At 50.6% G+C, this 21,120-nt stretch carries 20 protein-coding genes; 17 read left to right on the top strand and 3 right to left on the bottom strand.

Features of this window, described 5'->3' with window-relative positions; genetic code table 11:
* Window positions 1-64: 64 nt before the first annotated feature.
* From BZK42_RS15875 to hybG, 9 genes are all read left to right on the top strand, one after another.
* Window positions 65-352, top strand: a complete 288-nt coding sequence (locus BZK42_RS15875; RefSeq protein WP_016154494.1) for a DUF2623 family protein — start codon at window positions 65-67, stop codon at window positions 350-352.
* A 189-nt stretch (window positions 353-541) separates the two neighbouring features.
* Window positions 542-1,660, top strand: a complete 1,119-nt coding sequence (hybO, locus tag BZK42_RS15865) for a hydrogenase 2 small subunit (protein ID WP_016154493.1) — start codon at window positions 542-544, stop codon at window positions 1,658-1,660.
* Window positions 1,661-1,662: 2 nt separating this feature from the next.
* On the top strand, window positions 1,663-2,649 hold the full coding sequence (hybA, locus tag BZK42_RS15860) for a hydrogenase 2 operon protein HybA (RefSeq protein ID WP_003828357.1): 987 nt from the start codon (window positions 1,663-1,665) through the stop codon (window positions 2,647-2,649).
* A complete protein-coding gene (gene hybB / locus BZK42_RS15855) occupies window positions 2,639-3,817 on the top strand; it encodes a Ni/Fe-hydrogenase cytochrome b subunit (protein ID WP_016154492.1) in 1,179 nt (392 codons plus the stop codon). Before hybA ends, hybB begins: the two co-directional genes overlap by 11 nt.
* On the top strand, window positions 3,814-5,517 hold the full coding sequence (gene hybC, locus BZK42_RS15850; protein WP_003024476.1) for a hydrogenase 2 large subunit: 1,704 nt from the start codon (window positions 3,814-3,816) through the stop codon (window positions 5,515-5,517). The genes hybB and hybC overlap by 4 nt, the downstream gene beginning before the upstream one ends.
* Window positions 5,517-6,011, top strand: a complete 495-nt coding sequence (locus BZK42_RS15845; protein ID WP_016157468.1) for a HyaD/HybD family hydrogenase maturation endopeptidase — start codon at window positions 5,517-5,519, stop codon at window positions 6,009-6,011. Before hybC ends, BZK42_RS15845 begins: the two co-directional genes overlap by 1 nt.
* Window positions 6,004-6,492: a hydrogenase-2 assembly chaperone gene (hybE, locus tag BZK42_RS15840; RefSeq protein WP_016154490.1), complete on the top strand. Its 489-nt coding sequence runs from the start codon at window positions 6,004-6,006 to the stop codon at window positions 6,490-6,492. The genes BZK42_RS15845 and hybE overlap by 8 nt, the downstream gene beginning before the upstream one ends.
* On the top strand, window positions 6,485-6,826 hold the full coding sequence (hypA, locus tag BZK42_RS15835; protein ID WP_016157467.1) for a hydrogenase maturation nickel metallochaperone HypA: 342 nt from the start codon (window positions 6,485-6,487) through the stop codon (window positions 6,824-6,826). Before hybE ends, hypA begins: the two co-directional genes overlap by 8 nt.
* Window positions 6,827-6,856: 30 nt before the next feature.
* Window positions 6,857-7,105, top strand: coding sequence for a hydrogenase maturation factor HybG (gene hybG / locus BZK42_RS15830; protein WP_003024459.1), 249 nt, complete (start codon window positions 6,857-6,859; stop codon window positions 7,103-7,105).
* A 50-nt stretch (window positions 7,106-7,155) separates the two neighbouring features.
* Here hybG and yghU read toward each other — a convergent pair whose 3' ends face one another.
* Window positions 7,156-8,022, bottom strand: coding sequence for a glutathione-dependent disulfide-bond oxidoreductase (gene yghU, locus BZK42_RS15825; RefSeq protein ID WP_080859488.1), 867 nt, complete (start codon window positions 8,020-8,022; stop codon window positions 7,156-7,158).
* A gap of 218 nt (window positions 8,023-8,240) precedes the next feature.
* Between yghU and BZK42_RS15820 the strand changes: the two genes are divergently transcribed.
* Together BZK42_RS15820 and gss are read left to right on the top strand one after the other, a co-directional pair.
* Window positions 8,241-10,529 (top strand): FdhF/YdeP family oxidoreductase, encoded by a 2,289-nt coding sequence (locus BZK42_RS15820; protein ID WP_080859485.1) that lies wholly within the window; start codon window positions 8,241-8,243, stop codon window positions 10,527-10,529.
* Window positions 10,530-10,682: 153 nt separating this feature from the next.
* Window positions 10,683-12,545: a bifunctional glutathionylspermidine amidase/synthase gene (gene gss, locus BZK42_RS15815; protein ID WP_047358635.1), complete on the top strand. Its 1,863-nt coding sequence runs from the start codon at window positions 10,683-10,685 to the stop codon at window positions 12,543-12,545.
* A gap of 180 nt (window positions 12,546-12,725) precedes the next feature.
* On the opposite strand, the gene BZK42_RS15810 is transcribed toward gss, so the two are convergent.
* Window positions 12,726-13,265 carry a redoxin domain-containing protein gene (locus tag BZK42_RS15810; RefSeq protein WP_053388763.1) on the bottom strand — a complete coding sequence of 180 codons (540 nt, stop codon included), beginning with the start codon at window positions 13,263-13,265 and terminating at the stop codon, window positions 12,726-12,728.
* A 41-nt stretch (window positions 13,266-13,306) separates the two neighbouring features.
* Window positions 13,307-13,861 carry a hypothetical protein gene (locus tag BZK42_RS15805; RefSeq protein ID WP_249025144.1) on the bottom strand — a complete coding sequence of 185 codons (555 nt, stop codon included), beginning with the start codon at window positions 13,859-13,861 and terminating at the stop codon, window positions 13,307-13,309.
* On the opposite strand from BZK42_RS15805, the gene BZK42_RS15800 reads away from it, so the two are divergent.
* The 6 genes from BZK42_RS15800 to BZK42_RS15775 are packed head-to-tail and all read left to right on the top strand — an operon-like array spanning window position 13,763 to window position 21,010.
* On the top strand, window positions 13,763-14,413 hold the full coding sequence (locus tag BZK42_RS15800; RefSeq protein WP_249025143.1) for a UDP-galactopyranose mutase: 651 nt from the start codon (window positions 13,763-13,765) through the stop codon (window positions 14,411-14,413). The genes BZK42_RS15805 and BZK42_RS15800 overlap by 99 nt on opposite strands.
* A complete protein-coding gene (locus BZK42_RS15795) occupies window positions 14,410-15,291 on the top strand; it encodes a glycosyltransferase (protein WP_080859483.1) in 882 nt (293 codons plus the stop codon). The genes BZK42_RS15800 and BZK42_RS15795 overlap by 4 nt, the downstream gene beginning before the upstream one ends.
* Window positions 15,284-17,098, top strand: a complete 1,815-nt coding sequence (locus BZK42_RS15790) for a DUF4422 domain-containing protein (protein ID WP_080859481.1) — start codon at window positions 15,284-15,286, stop codon at window positions 17,096-17,098. Before BZK42_RS15795 ends, BZK42_RS15790 begins: the two co-directional genes overlap by 8 nt.
* Window positions 17,099-17,158: 60 nt before the next feature.
* Window positions 17,159-18,247 carry a glycosyltransferase family 2 protein gene (locus BZK42_RS15785; RefSeq protein WP_131351402.1) on the top strand — a complete coding sequence of 363 codons (1,089 nt, stop codon included), beginning with the start codon at window positions 17,159-17,161 and terminating at the stop codon, window positions 18,245-18,247.
* Window positions 18,244-19,668, top strand: coding sequence for a glycosyltransferase (locus BZK42_RS15780; RefSeq protein ID WP_080859479.1), 1,425 nt, complete (start codon window positions 18,244-18,246; stop codon window positions 19,666-19,668). The genes BZK42_RS15785 and BZK42_RS15780 overlap by 4 nt, the downstream gene beginning before the upstream one ends.
* Window positions 19,661-21,010: a hypothetical protein gene (locus tag BZK42_RS15775; RefSeq protein WP_052951280.1), complete on the top strand. Its 1,350-nt coding sequence runs from the start codon at window positions 19,661-19,663 to the stop codon at window positions 21,008-21,010. Before BZK42_RS15780 ends, BZK42_RS15775 begins: the two co-directional genes overlap by 8 nt.
* Window positions 21,011-21,120: the final 110 nt, after the last annotated feature.

The following is a 21,120-nucleotide window of genomic DNA, read 5'->3' as shown; positions in this document are numbered from 1 at the left end:
ATACCTCTGGTCTTTGCTTAAAAAATCGCTATATAATTTATTATATAGCGATTGGAGGTTATGCATGGACAACCATTTTGGAAAAGGCTTGATGGCCGGATTAAACGCGTCAAGTGCGGATAGCGCACGCACGGCGGCCAATTTTTGTGCTGATTATAAACGCGGTTTTGTGCTGGGATTTTCTCATCGAATGTTTGAAAAAACGGGCGATCGACAGCTCAGCGCGTGGGAAGCGGGGATCCTCACGCGTCGCTATGGGCTGGATAAAGAGATGGTTATGGATTTCTTTAAAGAGAACCAGTCCAGTACAACAATTCGTTTTTTCATGGCTGGCTATCGTCTCGAAGCTTGATCCGAAAGGGGTATTATCTTGCTTTAATTAATTACACTATTGACCTACGCCTTCGTTTTGTTGCTCCGCCGAAGTATTATAATGCACATAACCATATAAAAAGTGTGGTAAATGGCGCGCCGATCGCAATATGCAACATGCGAAAGGTGCAAAATAAAAGCCAGGTCTTCGCAACGGAATAACTATAAAATGACTGGAGATAACTCTCTCATCAATTCGAACGGCATCAATCGCCGTGATTTCATGAAGCTTTGTGCAGCACTGGCCGCTACCATGGGGCTCAGTAGCAAAGCCGCCGCAGAAATGGCCGAATCAGTTTCTCGTCCTCAGCGTCCACCGGTTATCTGGATTGGTGCGCAGGAGTGTACGGGTTGTACTGAATCGCTACTTCGCGCGACACACCCTACAGTGGAAAACCTCGTTCTGGAGACAATCTCTCTGGAATACCATGAGGTACTCTCTGCCGCCTTCGGCCACCAGGTCGAAGAGAATAAACATAACGCTCTGGAGAAGTACAAAGGGCAATATGTTTTGGTTGTAGATGGTTCTATCCCACTGAAAGACAATGGTATTTACTGCATGGTTGCCGGTGAGCCGATCGTAGATCACATCCGCCGGGCCGCAGAAGGCGCTGCCGCTATCATTGCCATCGGCTCTTGTGCCGCGTGGGGTGGTGTTGCTGCTGCTGGCGTTAACCCAACGGGTGCCGTCGGCTTGCAGGAAGTTCTGCCAGGCAAAACCATCATCAACATCCCCGGCTGTCCTCCGAACCCGCACAACTTCCTTGCAACGGTCGCGCATATCATCACTTACGGTAAGCCGCCGAAGCTGGATACCAAAAACCGTCCTACATTTGCCTATGGTCGTTTGATTCACGAACACTGCGAACGTCGCCCGCACTTCGATGCAGGTCGTTTTGCTAAAGAGTTTGGCGATGAAGGTCACCGTGAAGGCTGGTGCCTCTACCATCTGGGCTGTAAAGGACCAGAAACCTACGGCAACTGCTCAACGCTGCAATTCTGCGATGTTGGCGGCGTGTGGCCGGTGGCTATCGGTCACCCTTGCTACGGCTGTAACGAAGAAGGTGTCGGTTTCCATAAAGGTATTCACCAGCTTGCTCATGTGGAAAACCAAACACCGCGTTCCGAGAAACCTGACGTCAATATGAAAGAAGGCGGCAATATTTCTGCCGGGGCGATTGGGCTGCTTGGTGGCGTAGTAGGACTGGTTGCCGGTGTCAGCGTGATGGCGGTTCGTGAACTGGGGCGTCAGCAGAAGAAAGATAACGCTGACTCACGGGGAGAATAACCGTGAACAGACGTAACTTTATTAAAGCAGCCTCCAGCGGGGCATTGCTGTTGGGCGCTGCGCCGTCCATCAGCCATGCGGCTGCAGAAAACCGTCCGCCGATCCCTGGTTCTCTTGGGATGCTCTATGACTCGACGCTGTGCGTAGGCTGCCAGGCCTGTGTCACCAAGTGTCAGGATATCAACTTCCCGGCGCGTAACCCGGAAGGCGAGCAGACCTGGTCGAACAACGACAAACTGTCACCGTATACCAATAACATCATCCAGGTGTGGCGTAGCGGAACAGGCGTTAACAAAGACCAGGAAGAAAACGGCTACGCATACATTAAGAAGCAGTGCATGCACTGTGTCGATCCGAACTGCGTCTCCGTTTGCCCGGTCTCCGCGCTGAAGAAAGATCCGAAAACTGGCATCGTCCACTATGACAAAGATGTCTGCACGGGCTGTCGTTACTGCATGGTCGCCTGCCCGTACAATGTGCCTAAGTATGACTACAACAACCCGTTTGGTGCGCTTCACAAATGTGAACTGTGTAACCAGAAAGGTGTTGAGCGTCTGGATAAAGGCGGTTTACCGGGTTGTGTTGAAGTGTGCCCTGCTGGTGCGGTGATTTTTGGTACGCGTGAAGAGCTGATGGCTGAGGCGAAAAAACGTCTCGCGCTGAAGCCTGGCAGCGAATACCACTATCCGCGTCAGACGGTGAAAGCAGGCGATACCTATCTGCATACGGTACCGAAGTATTACCCCCATCTGTACGGCGAGAAAGAGGGTGGTGGTACACAGGTTATGGTACTGACGGGCGTTCCTTACGAGGATTTGGATCTGCCGAAACTGGATGATCTTTCAACCGGTGCGCGTTCCGAACATGTTCAACATTCCTTGTACAAGGGCATGATATTACCCCTGGCTGCGCTGGCGGGCTTAACCGTGCTGGTTCGTCGTAACACGAAAAACGACCATCACGATGGAGGAGACGATCATGAGTCATGATCCTAAACCGCTGGGCGGAAAAATAATCAGCAAACCGGTCATTATTTTTGGGCCGCTTATCGTCCTGTGTATGCTCCTGATCGTGAAACGTCTGGTCTTCGGATTGGGCTCAGTCTCCGATCTGAACGGCGGTTTCCCATGGGGTGTATGGATCGCGTTTGACCTGCTGATTGGTACCGGCTTCGCGTGCGGTGGCTGGGCTCTGGCGTGGGCGGTGTATGTTTTCAACAGAGGACAATACCATCCACTGGTACGGCCGGCGCTGTTGGCGAGCCTGTTTGGCTACTCGCTGGGTGGTCTGTCGATCACCATTGACGTCGGTCGTTACTGGAACCTGCCGTATTTCTACATTCCGGGCCACTTCAACGTGAACTCGGTACTGTTCGAAACGGCGGTCTGTATGACCATCTATATCGGCATCATGGCGCTGGAATTTGCTCCGGCTCTGTTTGAACGTCTGGGGTGGAAAGTTTCTCTCAAACGTTTGAACAAAGTGATGTTCTTTATTATTGCCCTTGGCGCGCTGCTGCCAACTATGCACCAGTCTTCAATGGGTTCATTGATGATTTCTGCGGGCTATAAGGTGCATCCGCTATGGCAAGCTTATGAAATGTTGCCGCTTTTCTCCGTATTAACCGCTTTTATTATGGGCTTCTCGATCGTCATCTTTGAAGGCTCGTTGGTACAAGCCGGGCTGAAAGGTAATGGTCCGGACGAGAAAAGTTTGTTCATCAAGCTGACGAATACCATCAGTGTGCTGTTGGCGATTTTCGTGGTTCTGCGCTTTGGCGAACTGATCTATCGCGACAAGCTGTCCTATGCGTTCTCAGGCGATCTTTACTCCCTGATGTTCTGGATTGAAGTCGTGCTGATGGTCTTCCCGCTGGTGGTGCTGCGCGTCACTAAGCTGCGTAACGACTCACGCATGCTGTATCTGTCTGCGCTGAGCGCATTGCTGGGTTGTGCGACATGGCGTCTGTCCTATTCGCTGGTGGCGTTCAATCCTGGTGGTGGCTACCACTACTTCCCGACCTGGGAAGAACTGTTGATTTCTATTGGTTTTGTGGCTATTGAGATTTGTGCATACATCGTACTCATTCGTCTACTGCCGATACTTCCTCCTTTAAAACAAAACGATCAAAATCGTCATGAGGCGAGCAAAGCATGAGCCAGAGAATTACTATTGATCCGGTAACCCGTATTGAGGGTCATTTACGCATCGACTGCGAAATCGAAAATGGCGTGGTATCTAAAGCATGGGCTTCCGGTACCATGTGGCGCGGCATGGAAGAGATCGTGAAAAACCGCGATCCGCGCGATGCCTGGATGATTGTGCAGCGTATCTGTGGCGTTTGTACTACCACTCACGCTATCTCTTCCGTTCGTGCAGCAGAAAGCGCGCTGAATATTGATGTTCCGGTGAACGCACAGTATATCCGTAACATCATTCTGGCCGCGCACACCACGCATGATCACATTGTTCACTTCTATCAGCTCTCTGCGCTGGACTGGGTGGATATCACCTCTGCACTGAAAGCAGACCCAGCGAAAGCGTCTGCCATGCTGAACGGCGTGTCCTCCTGGCACCTGAACAGCGCAGAAGAGTTCACTAAGGTTCAGAACAAGATCAAAGACCTTGTTGCCAGCGGTCAGTTAGGCATTTTTGCCAACGGTTGCTGGGGTCACCCGGCAATGCAGTTGCCGCCAGAAGTGAACCTGATTGCGGTCGCTCACTACCTGCAGGCGCTGGAATGCCAGCGTGATGCTAACCGTGTTGTGGCGCTGTTGGGCGGTAAAACGCCGCACATTCAGAACCTGGCGGTAGGCGGGGTTGCTAACCCAATTAACCTCGACGGCCTTGGCGTGCTGAACCTTGAGCGCCTGATGTATATCAAGTCCTTTATCGATAAGCTGAGCGACTTCGTTGAGCAGGTTTACAAGGTTGATACCGCGGTGATTGCTGCGTTCTACCCTGAGTGGCTGGAACGTGGTCAAGGTGCGGTTAACTATCTGAGCGCACCGGAATTCCCGACTGATGGTAAAAACGGCAGCTTCCTGTTCCCGGGGGGTTACATCACCAATGAAGATCTGTCGACCTATCGTCCGATCACCTCTCACTCCGATGAGTACCTGATCAAAGGGATTCAGGAGAGTGCGAAACACGCGTGGTACAAAGACGAAGCGCCGCAGGCTCCGTGGGAAGGCACAACGGTTCCTGATTACACCGGTTGGTCAGATGACGGCAAGTACTCCTGGGTTAAAGCACCGACCTTCTACGGTAAAACGGTTGAAGTGGGTCCGTTGGCCAACATGCTGTGTAAACTGGCGGCCAAACGCGAGTCTACCCATGCCAAGCTGAATGAAATCATCGCGATTTACACCAAGCTGACCGGTAAAACTATCGAAGTGTCACAACTGCACTCTACGTTGGGCCGTATTATTGGCCGTACCGTTCACTGCTGTGAACTGCAGAACGTTCTGCAGGATCAGTACAACGCGCTGATTGTGAACATCGGTAAAGGTGACCACACCACCTTCGTGAAACCGGATATCCCGGCAACGGGTGAATTTAAAGGTGTCGGTTTCCTCGAAGCGCCGCGCGGTATGCTGTCTCATTGGATGGTGATCAAAGATGGCATTATCAGCAACTACCAGGCGGTAGTACCGTCAACCTGGAACTCTGGCCCACGTAACTTTAATGATGAAGTGGGACCGTATGAGCGCTCGCTGGTAGGTACGCCGATTGCCGATCCAAACAAACCGCTGGAAGTGGTTCGTACCATTCACTCCTTCGACCCTTGTATGTCATGTGCGGTGCATGTGGTGGACGTTGATGGGAACGAAGTGGTCTCAGTTAAGGTTCTGTAATGCGGATATTAGTCTTAGGGGTCGGCAATATTTTGCTGACCGACGAAGCCATCGGGGTACGTATCGTTGAAGCATTAGAACAACGGTACGTCCTGCCAGACTTTGTTGATGTTCTGGACGGTGGTACGGCTGGGATGGAGCTTCTCGGTGATATGGCGAACAGAGATCATCTGATCATTGCTGACGCCATTGTGTCGAAGAAAAACACGCCAGGAACGATGATGGTCCTGCGGGATGAAGAGATCCCGGCGCTGTTTACCAACAAAATCTCACCGCACCAGCTTGGTCTGGCCGACGTATTGTCGGCCCTGCGTTTCACCGGCGAGTTTCCGAAAAAGCTGACGTTAGTCGGTGTTATTCCGGAATCGCTGGAGCCGCATATCGGACTAACGCCAACGGTTGAAGCGATGATTGAACCTGCGCTTGAGCAGGTTCTTGCCGCGCTTCGCGAATCAGGTGTTGAAGCGATCCCGCGGGAGGCGGCTCATGTCTGAGGAGTTTGTCGGTTTTCAGACGGCCCCGAAGATGCAAATTCAGGCAGCGTTTGAAGAGGTTGCCCGGCGTTCAATGCACGATCTCTCTTTCCTGCATCCGAACATGCCGGTATATGTCTCTGAATTTACGCTGTTTGAAGGACAGTGGACGGGGTGTGTTATCACGCCCTGGATGCTCAGCGCACTGATTTTCCCCGGACCGGACCAGATCTGGCCGGTGCGTAAAGTCAGCGAAAAAATCGGACTGCGTCTGCCGTATGGCGAGATGACCTTTACCGTTGGTGAACTGGAGGGCGTATCGCAATACCTTTCCTGCTCACTGATGTCGCCGCTTTCGCACAGTATGTCGGCGCAAGAAGGCATGCGTCTGACTGACGATTGCGCGCGAATGCTGTTATCGCTGCCGGTTAGCGATCCGAATGCGCCGCAGCTTAATCGCCGCGCGTTGCTGCTGGGTCGTCGGAACTGCGAAAATGCATGAGCTGTCCCTTTGTCAGAGCGCGGTTGAGATTGTTCAACAGCAGGCAGAGCAGCACGGTGTCAAACGTGTAACCGGTGTTTGGCTGGAAATCGGGGCGCTCTCCTGCGTTGAAGAGAGCGCCGTTCGTTTCAGTTTCGACATCGTCTGTCAGGGGACGCTGGCTCAGGGTTGTGAGCTGCATATTGATTACAAGCCAGCCCAGGCATGGTGCTGGGATTGCAGTCAGGTTGTGGAAATCACCCAGCATGATGCGCAGTGTCCACAATGTCAGGGCGATCGCCTGCGGGTTGATGCTGGCGATTCACTGAAAGTGAAAAGTATTGAAGTCGAATAACCCATAGGTTGCTATGGGGCGGAGTCAGATATGTGTATTGGAGTCCCTGGTCAGGTTCTGGCCGTTGGTGAAGATATTCACCAGCTTGCGCAGGTTGAAGTGTGCGGCATCAAACGTGATGTCAATATTGCCCTGATTTGTGAAGGTGATACAGCTGAGCTGGTCGGGCAATGGGTACTGGTGCACGTAGGGTTCGCCATGAGCATCATTGATGAAGATGAAGCTAAAGCCACGTTAGACGCACTTCGCCGCATGGAGTACGACGTCACCAGCGCGTGACAAATCCTGAATGAAATTGCCGGATAGCGGTTGCCATCCGGCGATTTATTTTAGTTCTGACGCTTATCTTCGGTATGGGTATCGAAGTCGCTGGCGTCATGGCGTTCATGAAGCTGCTCGTTCAGCGGTCCGTTAGTGCGGTTTACAATACGACCACGCTTAACCGCCGGACGCGCTGCAATCTCTTTTGCCCAGCGTTGTACGTGCTTGTAGCTTCCTGCGTCAAGGAACTCTGCTGCGTCGTAGACGTTGCCCAGAACCACATTGCCAAACCATGGCCAGACCGCCATATCGGCAATGGTGTATTCATCTCCGGCCACAAACTGATGTCGCGCCAATTGTTTATCCAGCACGTCGAGTAAGCGCTTGGCTTCCATGGTGAAGCGATTGATAGCGTACTCAATTTTTACCGGAGCATAGTTATAGAAGTGGCCAAAGCCTCCGCCGAGGAACGGCGCTGCGCCTTGTAACCAGAACAACCAGTTCAGCGTTTCGGTGCGTTTTGCCAAATCCTGCGGCAGGAAATAACCATATTTCTCTGCCAGATAGAGCAGGATTGCGCCAGATTCGAATACGCGAACCGGTGGGTTTTGCGAGTGATCGCGTAGCGCTGGGATCTTCGAGTTCGGATTCACCTCAACAAAGCCGCTGGAAAACTGATCGCCATCGCCAATGCGGATAATCCAGGCATCGTATTCCGCGCCCTTCACCCCCTGCGCCAGCAACTCCTCCAGCATGATCGTCACTTTCTGCCCGTTTGGCGTACCCAGCGAATAGAGCTGCAGCGGATGTTTGCCAACCGGCAGCGTTTTCTCGTGGGTGGCTCCGGAAACCGGGCGGTTGATATTGGCGAATGCGCCCCCGTTCGATTTTTCCCACGTCCAGACTTTCGCGGGCTGATAGGTATTGTCTGACATATTGACCTGCCTTCTGAGTGGTTGTGTTGATGCAGTGTAGCAGTTAGGTAGAACTCAATTTAACAGATTGGGACTTTATGTCGCTTTGTGCTGAAAGGGGAAGATAAATCTAACCCGTTCATTGTACCCGCTCCGTACTCCATGAAGAGGAAATCAATGTTGGACGGAAATTGCTACCGTATTCACCATTAAAAATTGGCGGTGAATAAGCAGTAATAATGAAAAATGGTGTTCCAGGAGTAAGCGGTTATCAGGGCCCGGCGGGTGGGTGGGGCGCGGTAAAAGCCGTCACTGCTTCGGTGTTTTCGCAAAAGGCTGTCGCCCGCGACATTATCGCGATGTTCAAAATGAACCAGGTGAAAGGGTTCGACTGTCCGGGCTGTGCGTGGCCGGACCCAGGGCACCGTGCGCCAATGGAGCTGTGCGAAAATGGCGTTAAGGCGGTCTCCTGGGAGACAACCAGTAAAAAAGCGTCACCGGAATTTTTCAGCCGTCACCCGGTTTCCACACTCTGGCACTACAGCGATTATGAGCTGGAAAATATCGGTCGTTTGACGCATCCGATGAAATACGATGCAGCATCAGATACCTGGCAGGCGGTGGATTGGGATATCGCCTTCCAGGAGATAGGCGAGCGTCTGCGCAGCTATGATTCACCCCAGCAGGTTGAGTTTTACACCTCCGGCAGAACGTCAAATGAAGCGGCGTTCCTGTATCAGCTTTTTGCCCGCGAATATGGCAGCAGCAACTTTCCTGATTGCTCAAACATGTGCCACGGACCGACCAGCGCAGGGCTAACGCCGGCCATTGGCCTTGGAAAAGGGACCGTTGAACTTGACGATTTTGACCATTGCGATCTGGTGATTTGTATCGGGCATAACCCTGGCACAAATCATCCACGTATGCTGACCACCTTACGCGACGTTGCCAAACGCGGGGCTAAAATTATCTCTATCAATCCGCTGAACGAAAGGGGGCTTGAGCGCTTTAGTTTCCCGCAAAGCCCGAAAGAGATGTTCACCGGTCAGTCGACGCAGCTGAGCAACGACTACTACCAGGTAAAAATGGGCGGTGACGCCTCGCTGCTCAAAGGCATCATGAAGGCGCTGATCGAAATGGATGAAGCGCGGATCTTACTGGATCAGCAACCGACGCTCGATCATGCGTTTATCGATGAGCATACTGCTGGATATGCAGCGCTGTATGATGACTTACGTCAGCATAACTGGGCGGAGCTGGAACAGGACTCGGGCCTGACGCGCAGTCAGATGGAGGACCTGGCACACAGCTACAGTAAATCTCGTGCCACTATTATTTGTTATGGTCTGGGCATCACCCAGCATAAAAACGGTACTGAGAACGTCCAGCAACTGGTAAACCTGCTGCTGCTGAAAGGCAATATGGGTAAGCCGGGGGCGGGGATCTGCCCGTTGCGCGGTCATTCTAACGTGCAGGGCGACCGTTCCGTGGGGATCAACGAAGCGGCATCCGAAGACTTCCTGCAACGCCTTGAGACGCATTTTTCTATCCGTGTGCCGCGTACACATGGCCGCTCCAGCGTGGAGAGTATTCGGGCCATCGAACGGGGAGAGGCAAAAGCGCTCATTTGCATGGGTGGCAATCTGGCGGTGGCGATGCCGCAGCCGCAGCGTACCTTTGCGGCGATGAAAAATTTGGATCTGCAGGTCCATGTTGCGACCAAGCTGAACAGATCGCATTTGCTGCTGGCAAAGCATAATTATCTGCTGCCTGCATTAGGTCGAACGGAGCGCGACATTCAGGCGACGGGGATCCAGTCGGTGACCGTCGAAGACTCGATGTCGATGGTCCACGCTTCCTGCGGCGCGCTGAAGCCAGCTTCCCGCTGGTTAAAATCGGAACCCGCGATTGTGGCGGGCATGGCACACGCCACTCTGCCGCTTTCGCCGATCAACTGGGAAGCGTTAACCGGGGACTACGCGCTGATCCGTGACGCCATTGAAGCCGTGATCCCGGCGTTCCACGATTACAATGCCCGTATTGCCGAGCCGGGCGGATTTCGTATGGATACGCCCACTTCGCGCCGTGAATGGCGAACGGCGAATGGTAAAGCCAACTTTATCGTCAGCCATCAGCGGGCGGTAGAGCGAGAAAATCAGCCTGCCGATGCACTGGTTCTGGCGACGCTGCGCAGCCACGATCAATACAACACCACTATTTATGGTATGAACGATCGCTACCGTGGCATTACCGGTCGTCGGGATGTGGTGTTTTTAAGCGCTGAAGAAGCGGCGACTCGCGATCTGAGCCAGGGAGATGTGGTCAACGTTCAGGCGCTGGACGACCGCGGCCAGCCCTGTGCGGATCGTATTATGTGCGGCTTGACGGTGGTGATTTACAACATGGCGGTGGGCTCAATAGGCGCTTATCTGCCAGAAGCGAATGTCCTGCTTTCGCTGGATGCGGTGGACACACAAAGTTTGACTCCGGCGTATAAAAGCGTACCGGTCACCCTGACAAAAGCGTAGTTCCTGCTGTGAATTTTTCGCCTCTGAGCGCCAGCCGCTGCGTTGAGGTGTATGATGATGTTGACCTCTGTCCGGTTAGTGTCGCAGAGCAGGCAATCAGAGCGAAAAATTCACGCCAACCTGCTCAGGCTGTATTGTTTTGAGGTAAGGTGCATGAGCAAAGGAACGACCAGTCAGGATGCCCCATTCGGGACATTATTGGGCTACGCCCCAGGCGGCGTAGCAATCTACTCTTCAGATTACAGCTCCCTCGACCCACGGGACTACGACGATGATGCGGCATTTCGCAGCTATATCGACGACGAATACATGGGCCACAAATGGCAGTGCGTAGAGTTCGCACGCCGCTTTCTCTTCCTTAATTATGGCGTGGTCTTCACCGATGTAGGCATGGCCTGGGAGATCTTTTCCTTACGCTTTCTGCGCGAAGTGGTGAATGACAATATCCTGCCGTTACAGGCATTTCCGAATGGTTCACCCCGCGCGCCGGTAGCCGGTGCTCTGCTTATCTGGCAAAAAGGCGGTGAGTTTAACGATACCGGCCATGTGGCGGTCGTCACCCAGTTGCTGGAAAACAAAATCCGTATTGCCGAACAGAACGTGCTCCATACGCCGTTGCCTCCCGGACAGCAGTGGACCCGCGAACTGGAGATGGTGGTTGAAAACGGTTGTTACACCCTGCGTGATACCTTTGACGACACCACCATCCTTGGCTGGATGATCCAGACCGATGATACCCGTGACAGCCTGCCGCAGCCGGAGATCGCCAACGACTCGTTGAGAATTGGCGGCGCGCGACTGGAAGATAACGGGCAGTTTGACGGTAAATGGCTTGATGAACAGGATCCGCTGCAGAAAGCCTACGTGCTGGCGAACGGCCACGTTATTAATCAGGATCCGCATCAGTACTTCACTATTACCGAGAGTGCAGAGCAGGAGCTGATCAAAGCCACCAACGAGCTGCACCTGATGTATCTGCACGCGACCGACAAAGTGCTGAAAGATGACAACCTGCTGGCGCTGTTCGATATCCCGAAAATCCTCTGGCCGCGTCTGCGCCTTTCCTGGCAGCGTCGTCGGCATCATATGATTACAGGACGTATGGATTTCTGTATGGATGAACGCGGACTGAAGGTGTATGAGTACAACGCCGATTCCGCATCGTGCCATACCGAAGCTGGTTTGATCCTCGAAAGATGGGCCGAGCAGGGCTATACAGGACAGGGACACAACCCAGCTGAAGGATTGATCAACGAACTGGCGGGGGCCTGGAAGCACAGCCGCGCGCGTCCTTTTGTCCACATCATGCAGGATAAAGATATAGAGGAAAACTACCACGCTCAGTTTATGCAGCAGGCGCTACGTCAGGCCGGGTTTGACAGTAAAATTCTGCGTGGCCTCGATGAGCTACGTTGGGATGACGCCGGTCAGCTGATTGACGGGGACGGTCGTCTGGTGAACTGCGTCTGGAAAACCTGGGCGTGGGAAACCGCGATTGAGCAGGTGCGAGAGGTCAGTGAAACGGAGTACGCCGCGGTACCAATTCGTACCGGGCATACGAATCAGGAAGTGCGTTTAATCGACGTGTTGCTGCGCCCGGAAGTGCTGGTCTTTGAACCTCTGTGGACGGTGATCCCTGGTAATAAAGCGATTCTGCCGATCCTGTGGCAACTGTTCCCACACCACCGCTATCTGCTTGATACTGATTTCACTGTTAATGAAGAGCTGGCGCAAACCGGTTATGCAGTGAAACCTATTGCAGGACGTTGTGGCAGCAACATCGATCTGGTGAGCCATCAGGAAGAGTTACTGGATAAAACCAGCGGTAAGTTTGCCGAGCAGAAGAACATTTATCAGCAGCTTTGGTGTCTGCCAAAAATTGCTGGTAAATATATTCAGGTTTGTACCTTCACCGTAGGCGGTAACTATGGGGGGACCTGCCTGCGCGGCGATGAGTCGCTGGTGATTAAAAAAGAGAGCGATATCGAGCCGCTGATTGTAGTGAAGGAAGAGTAATCTTTTTGCGAGTGCTTGATTGAAATGCGAAAAGCCGGAGTATATCTCCTAATGCTTGTCAGTTTAGCTTTTGATGGAAACCGTAATGCCTAGCGTTGCGGTTTCTTTTTCACTGCCCGGGGATAATGTTTCACCCTTCCCACGGGCAGGAAAAAACTCTCCGCCATATCCAGTATCTCATTATGTAGTGGCACACTGCCCATCACTGCACCCTGATGCCATAGACGCGTCCTCGGAAACAGACAACGACTCATTCAATAACGCCCCGATTTCTGCTCCCAGCGCGAGGTCGTCTACCTGACCAAAATATTGCTGGCGTAGGTATCCCTGCTGATCAATTAACGTCAACGTAGGTGTACCGCGCATAGCGTAGGACAGCATGGTCTGGGGGACATCATTGTCAGGAGACGGCATATCCACCCCGACGGGGAAAGGGATGCGGTATTCTGATAGAAAGGTTTCCAGTGCCTGTGCGGTCATTACCTCATGATGCTCAAAAACCGTATGTAGGCCAATAACGGCCACTTTATCCGGTGGAAAAGTGGCATACACACGTGAAACCTGCGGCAGTCCATGGGAAACACAGCCAGGACACAGCATCTGAAATGATTCCATTACCACGACCTTGCCGCGTAATGATTCCAGGGTTATCGGCTGTGACGTATTAAACCAGCGTTCAATTGTCAATGCTGGTGCTCGCGGATGACGAATGATATTCATGTTAACTCCAGAACCCGCACTGTGGTGCGGGTTAATTTCCGTTACTGGTTTACTTTCCCCGGCAGCGTCAGCTTGCCAGAGGCCACTTTAAATACATCCTCGACGCAAAGTAGCGGCGCATGAACGGAGGCATTAACTCGTAGCCCGGCAGTTACACCATCAAACTGGCTGGCAGTGACCACGCCAATATTATCGAAAGGAACTTTCACTTCTACAGTTTCACCTGTCAGCGTAGGATTCCAGCCCGGACTGTCCAACAGTACCGGCAAGCCAGGCCAGGTTTTTGGCAGCCGGGGTTTTTGTCCCTCAGGAATATCAACTACGGCCAGTGCGCCAGGCCCGCAGACCTCGTTAGGCTTCAGCACCACCCAGTGGGTATGCCACAGATCGCCATCATTGTTGCGGTTACCATCGCCATTTTCATCATACAGCGGCGTATCATCCAGATCAGGATGGGATGTTACCGCCAGCGCCAGGATACGCAGCTTCCGGCTTCTATTCTCAAGCGCCTTCCATTCAGGTTTGACTATACAGATGGCTATTTTGATAGCCGTTTTCAGGGTATGCCACAGGACGGGTATACCGCGATGGTTCAATCTATGCTGCAACACCCCAATATTAAGGTGCAGACTGACGTCACTGTGACGGCAGAAATTGCACGTGAGTTGATGGAGAAAGGACATGTTTTCTGGTCCGGTCCACTTGATGCCTGGTTTAATCATGATGCGGGTCGCTTGCGCTGGAGGACGTTGGATTTTATTCGGGAGGCTGCAACGGCTGACGCTCAGGGGTGTGCCGTCATGAATTATGCTGATAAATCTGTTCCCTGGACGCGCATTACTGACCATGCGCGTCTGAGTCCCTGGGAGCAGCATCAACAAACGCTTTTAGTCAGGGAAATCCCTCGGGAGGCCAAAGAGAATGATATCCCTTATTACCCGCTGCGAATGGCAGATGATGAACGGCTGCTGACTCACTACCGCGAACGTGCTTCGGCTCTTACTGGTGTGACATTTATCGGGCGATTAGGGACTTATCGCTATATGGATATGGACGTTACGCTACGCCAGGCCATATCGATCGCGAAGCATTTTATAACAACCCCAGCAGGTGAGCGCTTTTTGGCCTGGCCGGATGCTAACGCATGAAAGTGGCTGCGCTGATTGTGACCTTTAACAGGTTAACGATGCTGAAAAGGACGCTGGTCCACACGCTAAATATGTCATTCGACCAGGTGCTGGTGGTTAACAACGCCTCCACCGATGGAACCAAAGAATGGCTGGATAGCCTGGATGAGCTAAGGCTGACTGTATTGCATCAACCTGAGAATCGTGGTGGTGCGGGTGGCTTTGCAGCAGGATTAGAAGCGTTAACGGCGGTGACGGGTTGGACGCACGTCTGTCTTTACGATGATGATGCGCAACCTGCACCGGATTGGCTTTGTGAACTGGCAAAGCAGCCTCAGGCCGATATTTGGTTGAGTCATGTTCGAGATGCACTCAATCAACCTTGCCGAATGAACATGCCGTTTAAGCGTTTGCCGCAAACCTTACGACAATCGTTGGGCTATCTTTTCTTCCCTGAGCGATGGCTGCCCCGAGAGCCCAATATAACGTCGGTCTGTACGCTGACGTTTGTGGGTTGCTGCGTTGAGCGTAGAGTCGTACGGCAATTGCTGGATGTACTGGATACAAGATTGTTTCTTTATTTTGACGATTTGGCCGCCGGAGCCGCGCTTGCAAAACAAGGTGTCAGGATGCTGTGGTGTCCATCGCTACGATTTCAACATGATATTAACAGCCGCAGCGGCGTCTCTCCCGAGCGCCGTAAGTTATTAACACGAAACCTTTTGTGGCTATCAAGAACCCGTTCGGGTGCTCCATGGAATAACAATGTCACTGCGTTGAGGGTGCTTGGGCAATTGGCTGGCGCAATGAGCGGCCCTGAAAAACTCCGCAATATATGGCACTGGGGTATAGGGCTTCGTGACGGTCTGGCTGGTCCGGGGGAGGAAAATAATGTCTGAACCCGTGGTCCGTTTTTTCGTATGCCATCATCGCCCGGCACCATACTTTCGAAATCGTTATTTTACACCCATTCAGGCAGGGCGATCTGTTGTTTCAACTCGTCTTGATTACGCGGCGGGGGACGACGAAGGGGACAATATTTCGTCTCAAAATCCCTTCTGGAGTGAGCTTACGGCCCTTTACTGGATATGGAAAAATGTCGATGCCGACTGGTATGGGCTGATGCACTATCGGCGCATGCTGACGTTTCGTAAGAATAAGATCCTGAACGGAACATTCTCTAAACTGGATGAAAATACCCTCCATTATTTCGGCTGGACGGAGAAACAGGTCAATGAGTGTCTGGAGTCATATGATGTTATGACCGCTCCTGCGCTACCGGTACATCCCCCTGGGTTGCCTGAACAGATAATGACGGTAGCAGAGTATTATCATCGTGCACATCATGGTGCCGATCTGGAAAGCATAGTTGAAAGAGTGAAGCGAGACTGGCCAGATTTCTATCTCCCTCTGATTGACTGCCTTTCACGAACTTCGATGGTCACGGGTAATCTTGTGGTGATGCGACATCCTTATTTTCAGGATTACTGTTCGTTTCTTTTTGGAGTATTACTACCGGAATCGCAACAACGCTCTCTTGAGCATTACACGCATTATCAGCAGCGAGTTTGGGGCTTTCTTGCCGAGCGTTTGACGCAGGCCTGGCTCATTGCGGCTCAGCAGCGTTGGCCAGAGATGAGGATTGGGCAAACAGGGGTTGCAATAGGGGTTTCTCCTGCATACCTCAAGCCTTCTCAACCCGTAGAGCCAGATCGAAGCCAGTTGATTGATGAGGCAATACAAGTCGCTATCGCAGTCGATGACGCCTATGTTGTTCATGCCGATACATTCTTGTCATCGCTGATTACAGGGCTACATCCGAAACAAAGACTCATCATCCATTTACTGTGCGATGAAACATTATCTCAAAAAAGCAGAGCGCTCCTGTCCAACGAAAGGGGTGACAACATCCGCTTTCAGTTTCATCAGGTTTCACATAACTCTCTTGAGTATCTCCCCAATAACCGACGCCATATTAGCCATCGAACGTGGTATCGACTATTGCTTGCGGAATTGCTTACTGATGTATCCCGAGTGCTGTGGTTGGATGCGGATATGGTGGTATGCGGCAACCTTCTTCCTCTCTGGCAGTATGATTTGCCGGCAAATGTAGTAATGGGAGCCTGCGCGGATGAGGGCGGAAGAGATCAGGCGCAGAGGCTTGGTATTGAGAGCCTTTACATTAATGCTGGGGTACTCCTTATCAACCTGGATGCACTCAGAGCGCGTTATCCGTCTCCATTAAAAGAATACCTGACCATTTATTACCGCTTTCAGCAAGTTATTCGATTGCAGGATCAGGATGTGCTGAATTTGGCGCATCAGGGAGAAATTCATACTCTGCCTTTAATTTACAACGTCCAGACGCGTTGTTACTTGCCGGACATCCTGACACCTTCTTTTAGTGCCCTGGAGCACGTTGCAGCGCTGGCCGGACCCGTCATATTACATTTTACAGGCCCGGATAAGCCATGGCTTCCTGGCTGTCGTCATCCGCTTCGACGCGAGTATTTTAGGCATTTAAGAACGCCCCGCACTCCAATGGGCAAGCTTCGGTTTACGTTATCGGATGGTTTAATTCGCATTTATCGCCATCTGTGGTTTCGGATCGGAGGGCAGAAGATACAGGATTGTATACGAGGTTCACGGCGTCTGAGGGCGCTGCGCCGGGCGTATAGCATCTACCAGAATTTAATTTTTAAGTGAGAGGGAATTAACCTGAAACCTGACATTATTCTTGATACTCGCAGTGCAGAAATACCGGTGGTGAGCATCGTCGTTCCTGTTTATAACACAGCTGCTTGGGTAGAAATGACGCTTGCTTCATTGTCCTCATCATTACTGACTAATGCTGAATTGATCGTCATTGATGACGGCAGTACCGATGATAGTTTCAAGTGTTTGCCGGATTTGTTGGCGAAATTTCCAGGACAGGTTCTTCTGTTGAAGCAACCCAATCAGGGACTGTCGGCTACTCGTAATAAAGGGGTGTGTCTGGCAAGAGGTGACTGGATTGCTTTTTGTGATAGTGATGACTGGTTAAATGCATTAACGCTAATGGTGGCCATTGATCGTGGTGAAAGGAATCATGCTGATGCTGTTTTTTGGCGCAGTATGGTTTATGACGATATTAATCAGACACTGTCTCCTTTCTATGATGAAAAGAGCTATTCTCAGTCGCGCAAGTATTGTGATGATGGGGTTACTACGTTTATTGCGGCCCCTGAATTATTAGGTCTTGAGCCAAATATTAATACCGGAGTTTATCGGAGGAATTTTTGGTTGCACAACGTTGGCTTTTTTCGTGATGGCAAAGTATTTGAAGATTTGGTTCCTCATTACCGTGTTCTTTTTAGCGAAGGAAAAATAATGTTGATGGACATAGTCGGTTACTATTATCGGGTAGGAAGGCCCGGTAAAATCACGGAGGAACGAAGCCATCGCCGACGCGATATGGTAGACGCAGTAGCGGGAGTCATTGACGCAGTGCCTGCAACACTTTCCAGTAATCATTGCAGAATATTAATGGGGCAGCTATTACGTATGTTGCACTGGAGTGGCGTCGCTTCTCTACCCGAAGATCGCAAACCCTACTATGTTGCATCGTGTTCGCTGTTTGAGCATGCCCGTCCGCGTCAGGTGCTTGCTACGGCATTCAAGGCTGGGTTGCCAGCGGGGCAGGCCATTATCGCTTTGGCGTTGTTAGTGGGTAGCTCACATGGACTGTCTCGACTGGCTGCTGGCTACCGATGGAGCAGTCTGCCGTTTTTGGTCCCCGGTTTACTGTTTCGTCCGATGTTATGGCTCGGTATCTTTCGTCTGATGGGGAAAATGATTAAAGGCGGTTCACAATGAAAGTTATTTCTTCCTGTATCGATGGCAGACACCCTTATTTTGCTCAGCGTCCTGATATCCCACTGATTATCATTCCGGGTGACAAATTGATTAGCCCAAATATGATTAATTCATTAAAAGAGCATGAGGCACCTATCTGGATTGTGGACTCAGAATCTGCTGGCCAACGAAGGTGGAGTTCGTTACCTTCGCATTCAGATATTTATGTCGTGTCAGATATAAATCAGCTTATTAATAAATCTCCTGTAGATAAGAGATACGAACTCTATGCTGTGCTGGACCAAAACAACTCGGAACAAATAAAAAAATTAATTCTTTCTCACGCTCCAGATGTTGTCTGCGGCGTTCTGGAACGTTCAGCGGGAGACTGGCTGCAATGGTACCAATTTTCAGCGAAACATTGTGAGCGTTTTAGCTGGTGGGTGGATGAAGCTTCAACGCAAGTCAGTGGGCGCTTGTCTTCAGTACCCGTTAGTGTTGTCGTACCTGTCTATAATGTTGTCGATTGGCTGGATGAGTGCCTTTCATCATTAGCTCATCAGGATTTGGACGGGCTGGAAGTCATTGTTGTTGATGATGGTTCAACCGATGGTAGTGGGGAAATTGCAAAAAAATGGCAGATACAATATCCGCAACGCTTCAAAACGATTCATCAACAAAATTCTGGGTGTGCTACTGCACGAAACACCGGTCTTTCAGCTGCTCGGGGAACATTTACTGGGTTTGTTGATAGCGATGATTTTGTTGCACCGAACATGTTTAGCTCTCTATTCCGTTCTGCTGTGCTGCGTCAGTCTGATGTGGCTCAATGCGGCTGGACTGAATTTTATCCCGATGGTGGGAAGGTGGAATGCCTGGGTAATGAGAATGCGTTGCTTTGTGATGAGTTAAGTTCGCGTCCCACGATTTGGCGTAAGATCTACCGTACAGCGATGCTGAAAGAAAAGGCGATTGTATTCCCGGCACATATTCGTCGTTTCGATGATCTTCCTTTTCAGTTTGAAGCATTGTTCGCAGCCCGAAAGTTAACAACGATTACGGATTGTCACTATTTTTACCGTCAGGCAAGGCCAGGACAGGATATCGGCATCAAGGATGAACGCTTATTGGTACATGTTGAGCTTTTCGAATGGCTTATGTTGCGCCTTAAACCAGAGATAACACGTTCCACGGCAATGCAAGCTTTTAGATTGATGTTAAATACACACTATTGGGGATGGTTTATTATTGAAGAGCCCCTAAAAAAACATTACCTGAACAATATATTCAAACAATGCCTTGGAGCATCATTTCCACTCACTCATTTTGAGCGATTCTTACTGGCAAGGAAGATGGGAAGTAAAATGTTTAACTTTTATATGCGTTTAACCCTCTGTAGCCTGGTGTCCAGATTTGGTTTAAAAGGCAAAAGTAATGGTTAGATCTCTGATCACAATGGGTATTCGTAGAGTATTTCCTGGGATAACTCTGCGCTATAGGCGGCTTATAGACTCAATTAACGCCATTTTAAGCAACAGTGTTCATCAACAATCGCAGATAGACTCGCTCTCTTCTCAGCTGAATGATATTCGCCAGAAACTTTTGGTTGTATCGCAATCTATTCATCATTCTGAGCGTCTGATAATGAAAAGAAAAGCACCATGGCGTTGTGTTTTTCTTGTCCACAGTGTTGAAATATGGAGTAGTTTGCACGCTGTTTGGCTCGCAATGAGTAAAGATCCTCGATTTGATCCGATAGTTGTGACTATCCCGCGAAAGTATCCTGGAAGCGAAAAGCTTTGTAATGAAGAGAATACCCATAATAGCATGAAATCTAAAGGTATTCCGCATATCAGGATTATCTCGGGAGATCTTTTTGATGACTTGTCTACTCTTCGAGCATTAGAACCTCAAATTATTTTTAGACAATCACATTGGGATGCTGATATATCGCCAGCTTTTGCTGCCGAATGGCTTGGTTTTGCGAAGATTTATTATATAGATTACAGTATTGCCCCGATTCATGTCTCAGGATTTCGGGCGAGTCCTTTGTATCGACGAGCCAGTGGAATATTTATTGCGAATGATGCAATACGCGAGTTTATGCCATCAACATTACCCGTAATCACTTCTGGGCATCCACGAGTTGATTATTTGTGCCACGCAGAACCCATCTGGCCGATAAATACAGGAAATAACTTTAAAATAATATGGAGTGCTCACCACTCCACGGGTACTGAATGGACCAATTTCGGTACATTTTGGATGGTGAAATCATTTATGCTGAATCTGGCACAGGTGCATCCTGAAATTGATTTTTTGTTCAGTCCTCATCCTGCGCTTGTCAGCCAAATGCAATCAATTTCAAACACATCCTCTTCAGAGTTTGATGTATTTTGTGCCAGATGGTGTGCACTACCGAATACAGGAGTACTTACAAATGGCGACTACGCCGGTCCGTTCAAGGCTTCCGATTTACTGATCGTTGATGGGATTAGTTTTCTGCTTGAATACCAGCTTAATCAAAAGCCTGTATTGTTTTTAGAGCGTGAAGATCATAGCCCCTTCAATGCATTTGGCGTTCACGTCAAGAAAGGGGTTCATCCTATCCCAGCAGAGCAGCCAGAGATGTTAGTCCCATGGTTAGATCATTTTTCATCCGGAGGTAAAGACCCGTTGCAAAATGAGCAGAAAGCCTTGTGCGAAACGTATTTCAACCAACAAAGGGTGCCAGAAGCTATACTAGAAAGCATTGCTAATGACATGGCAGCATCATCAAAATAAAAATAAGTAGTATAAATTTCTGCAAGTTAGAACTGTAAGGACTATAATTTATCCATTATGTTGATACGTATCTGCATTAAATGCTGATCAATTTGTTAGAGACATTTATC

It is taken from the genome of Citrobacter braakii, assembly GCF_002075345.1.
Classification (GTDB): Bacteria; Pseudomonadota; Gammaproteobacteria; order Enterobacterales; family Enterobacteriaceae; genus Citrobacter; species Citrobacter braakii.
This window is presented reverse-complemented; position numbering and strand designations above follow the sequence as displayed.